We start from the raw sequence: 3,382 nt of genomic DNA on the forward strand, positions 1-3,382 counted from the left end.
GGCGCGGTCACGACGACACCTCGGCTGCTCGGTGCCATCCGCAGTGCGGGGCGGGTTCGTTGACGGGCTTTCCGCAACGGCACCTGTGGATTCCGTTGTGCCCTGGCGTGTTGTCGCATGAACCGACACCGCAATAGACCGGCTTGTTAGTGGGCTGGCTGGTGGTGACCTTCTTGTTCTCACTCATGGCGTCTCCAATGCTTCGATGGTCAGGCAGGGCCAGATCGTTCCGCAGCAATCGCAGTAATCGTCTTCGCCGTAGCCCTGGTTGGATTTCGTGTGCAGTGCTTGGACTCGCTCGACAGCCGCAACCAGGGCAGGTAGAGCAGTCCGGGCGTGAGCAATGAACTCCGCATCGGCCGACTCGATGACGCCAGCTCCAACTCCGTCATTGAAGGAGTCCACGACGATCGTGAAGTCGGCGTCCGAGACGATGCTCCTCATCTGATCCCACGACCACGGTCCTGGCGTTGCTGCTGCCTCCAGCGCTTTCGTGTGCTCAACATCCACCCCAGTCACGCCGCCACCCCCACAAGCTGAGCCATCAACTGACGGCCGATGTGATGCGTGTAAGCCGGCGGGATCGATTCCCGGAGGCCGTCTCTGGTCATCCACGAAATACCCATCGCCTTCTTGGCTTGTTCGACGCCGGAGAAGTTTCCGACTACGTGCATGAACTCGCCGTCGACTGGTGGGCGGCCCATCTTCGTTGTCCGCACCGTGTGTGCTGGATGATCGGGTGCGGTGATCGGCATGTTCGACTCGAACAGTCGGTGCCGGTAGGTGCCGAGCCCGAACATCGCGCCGCACAGTTCGATTGGATCAATCAGCGGGTCATCGTCTTTCTCTTCGTTCTCGGGCACGACGTTCTCGATGACGTACGGCAGTCCTGATTCGATCAACAACTCACGAGTGGGAGCGATCAGCCGGGGATGCTTCCGGGACATGATCTTCTGCGCCTTCGTCTTCGCCTGGCATGGCGGTGACATGTGCGCGGCAACGAACTGGTCGAGTGTCAGCCATTCGACCGTTCCGTCCTTGTGTGTGAAGTCGATCGCTCCGCCGGCGTTCAATGTTGCGAGTACCTGGATTACGTCGCCTCGGTGAAATGGGAACGGGTAGTGCGGTTGTGGGTTGATGTCGATGCCGTATGGAACGAAGCCGATTTGGTGGTAACCCATGCTCGCGCCGCCCTGGCAGCAGAATCCGTCCAGGAGTTTGAGGCTCATGCTCACCCCTCCTCGGCCGCAATGAACGGGGAGGTAGACCTGATCCGCTTGCGTGCAGCGAAATTCCACCAACGCACAGGCTTCCACTTGGCCCAGCCGTAGACCTGCACCATCTTGCATATGAAGTACCGGCCGCATTCGCAACGCGCAATCGTGCCGATCAGGTCGAACCTGTGAATGTCCCCCTGAGCGCCCTGTGGCAACTGATGCCTGTGACGCGGTTCCGGCTGATAAACAATGCTCATGCTGCGCCGCCTTCGGGATGCCGAGCGAGGTTCGGAAGTCCGTAGCGCAAGTGGACATGGCATCCGGGAAGTCCGGAGTCCTCGATCGCCTGATAGTTGTTCTCGCCGTATGCAACCAGGCACGAAGGAGCGCCCGCATTAGCCGGAGCCTTGATCCGGTTTGCATCCAAGAATGTGACCCGGCCTTTGAGGAACATCACCGACGTTGCTCGACCCCAGACGAATTCCTGGAACCAACTGGTCTCGGTGCGTGCGAAGACGAGGGCAATTCCGTTGCCGTGATCTGCGAGTCGGGACATGAACGGCTCCAACTGCTTTCCATATGGCGGGTTGAGCCAGATTCGACCCGACCACTCGTCAACCAGGCCATCGTCACCATTCTCGAGTAGGAGTGTCCGTGTGGCGATCGAATGTCCTGGTGCACCTGCCGGGTCCAGGTCGAAGTGTCCGAGCGGGTCGGTGAGGTGACGTGGTGTCAGCCATCGTGTCTCACGCTGCTTTCCGCCTTGGTTCTGGTTCTCGCCACCGAGCCATCCATTGGTTCGGCCCGCTTGTCCGGCTTCGCTGAAGGTGCTCATGATGTTTCCTTTGTGATTGTGACGTTGAGTCCCCAGTCGGCGAACATGGCTTTGATGTCGGCGGGGCTGTCGTTGTCCATCGATTTCCAGCAGGAGCAGAGGTTGGTGATGTGGTCCATTTCGCCGCAGTCGGGGCACCGTTTGGGTGGGCAGTTCACGCACGCGTTCGGGGTGGGAATGTCGTGGCTGTAGCCGCAGACTGAATTGCAGGACAGGCAGCGGATCTTGCTGTCGGTCATGACGGCTCCCCGATGTCTGGTTCAGATATTGCGGCGCAGAGCATTTCGGTGCGCACTGTTTCTTCGACGGCCTTCGCGAACATATTGAGGACGAACGCGATGTCGCCGTGGTCTTGTTGGCATCCGCGTTTGTGGCATCGCGGCCATTGCCATTCGGCGTCCGCTCGACTGACAGCGGTTGCTTGGATCGCTTGCTGCACGCGAGGCCAGTACTCGTAGGCCGGATCACTCATGACCGCTCCCACGCCTGGACTGTTATGCGTGGGCACCATTGGCAGTCGGCATGCTCGCCCGGTGCTGTCTCATGGCCTAGCCCGGTTCCATTGCAGTGTTCACACGAGACCCGCTCACCCTGAAGTGTCGGCAGGTAGTAGTCGCCGTCGTCGGCAGGAGCGATGTACGACAGGAATCCGAACCGCATGAGGAGGCGCACACGGTGGGTCGATTCCCGAAGCACCGGCTTACCTGTGTCGCGCCACTGCTCGATCACATTCCGGATGATCGCCGTGTCTTCCGACCTGAGCAACGGTCCGGTTTTGGTGGGGGCCATGCACTGTCCGCGAAGTCGTCCATCCACCCTCCGCTCAGGGCAGTGGCTGTCCGGCCCAGGTCCGCGGTTCGGTCCGTGATTGTGGACACGAAGGTCGCCGGTTTCGGTGGGGGCAGGGACAACCGGCGAGGAGGTTGGTTCGACTGCGAGTTCGGCGTTGTAGTGGCGCAACTCCTTCGCCATGCCTTGCAGTGCGTGCGCCACGCTCGCATCAACCTCGGTGTCGAAGACGAGGTTCGCACACGCTTCCAGCATCTCCGGTGTGACTTCGATGTCCTCCGCTGTCGTCTCCTCCTCGGCGGGTTCGGCAGGGGCGGGGTACTCGGTGGCATTGCAAGCGTCACACTCAGAATCGCGGCAGAAGTGCGGCCCCTCGGCGGGTTCCGCGAGTTGACGCACTGCCTCGTCATAGCCTTCGTTGAAGCTCGCTGCGTGCTCTTCGATGTCGTGATGGTGGACGTGAACGACAGTCGGCGAACTGTTTCCTTCCGCGCAAATGTTGCCGTTGACCTCGGCGGGTTCGGTTGCCGGGAACAGGGCG

Annotated in this window: 7 protein-coding genes; all 7 read right to left on the minus strand. The window is 60.8% G+C overall.

Annotated elements, in window-relative coordinates:
* Window positions 1–183: 183 nt before the first annotated feature.
* Entirely contained in the window at window positions 184–519 is a 336-nt protein-coding gene (locus ACFWEM_RS34055) for a hypothetical protein (protein WP_378540081.1), read from the minus strand.
* On the minus strand, window positions 516–1,229 hold the full coding sequence (locus tag ACFWEM_RS34060) for a hypothetical protein (protein ID WP_378540082.1): 714 nt from the start codon (window positions 1,227–1,229) through the stop codon (window positions 516–518). The genes ACFWEM_RS34055 and ACFWEM_RS34060 overlap by 4 nt, the downstream gene beginning before the upstream one ends.
* 2 nt (window positions 1,230–1,231) lie before the next feature.
* Entirely contained in the window at window positions 1,232–1,474 is a 243-nt protein-coding gene (locus tag ACFWEM_RS34065; protein WP_378540084.1) for a hypothetical protein, read from the minus strand.
* The gene (locus tag ACFWEM_RS34070; RefSeq protein ID WP_378540085.1) at window positions 1,471–2,052 is read right to left on the minus strand and encodes a DNA N-6-adenine-methyltransferase; all 582 of its coding nucleotides are present in this window, start codon (window positions 2,050–2,052) and stop codon (window positions 1,471–1,473) included. The genes ACFWEM_RS34065 and ACFWEM_RS34070 overlap by 4 nt, the downstream gene beginning before the upstream one ends.
* Window positions 2,049–2,291: a hypothetical protein gene (locus ACFWEM_RS34075; RefSeq protein ID WP_378540086.1), complete on the minus strand. Its 243-nt coding sequence runs from the start codon at window positions 2,289–2,291 to the stop codon at window positions 2,049–2,051. Before ACFWEM_RS34075 ends, ACFWEM_RS34070 begins: the two co-directional genes overlap by 4 nt.
* On the minus strand, window positions 2,288–2,524 hold the full coding sequence (locus ACFWEM_RS34080; protein ID WP_378540088.1) for a hypothetical protein: 237 nt from the start codon (window positions 2,522–2,524) through the stop codon (window positions 2,288–2,290). Before ACFWEM_RS34080 ends, ACFWEM_RS34075 begins: the two co-directional genes overlap by 4 nt.
* A partial coding sequence (locus tag ACFWEM_RS34085) for a hypothetical protein (protein WP_378540090.1) occupies window positions 2,521–3,382 on the minus strand: 862 nt, incomplete at its 5' end. The genes ACFWEM_RS34085 and ACFWEM_RS34080, both read right to left, overlap by 4 nt.

Source organism: Rhodococcus sp. NPDC060176 (assembly GCF_042728675.1).
Taxonomy (GTDB): Bacteria; Actinomycetota; Actinomycetes; order Mycobacteriales; family Mycobacteriaceae; genus Rhodococcus_F.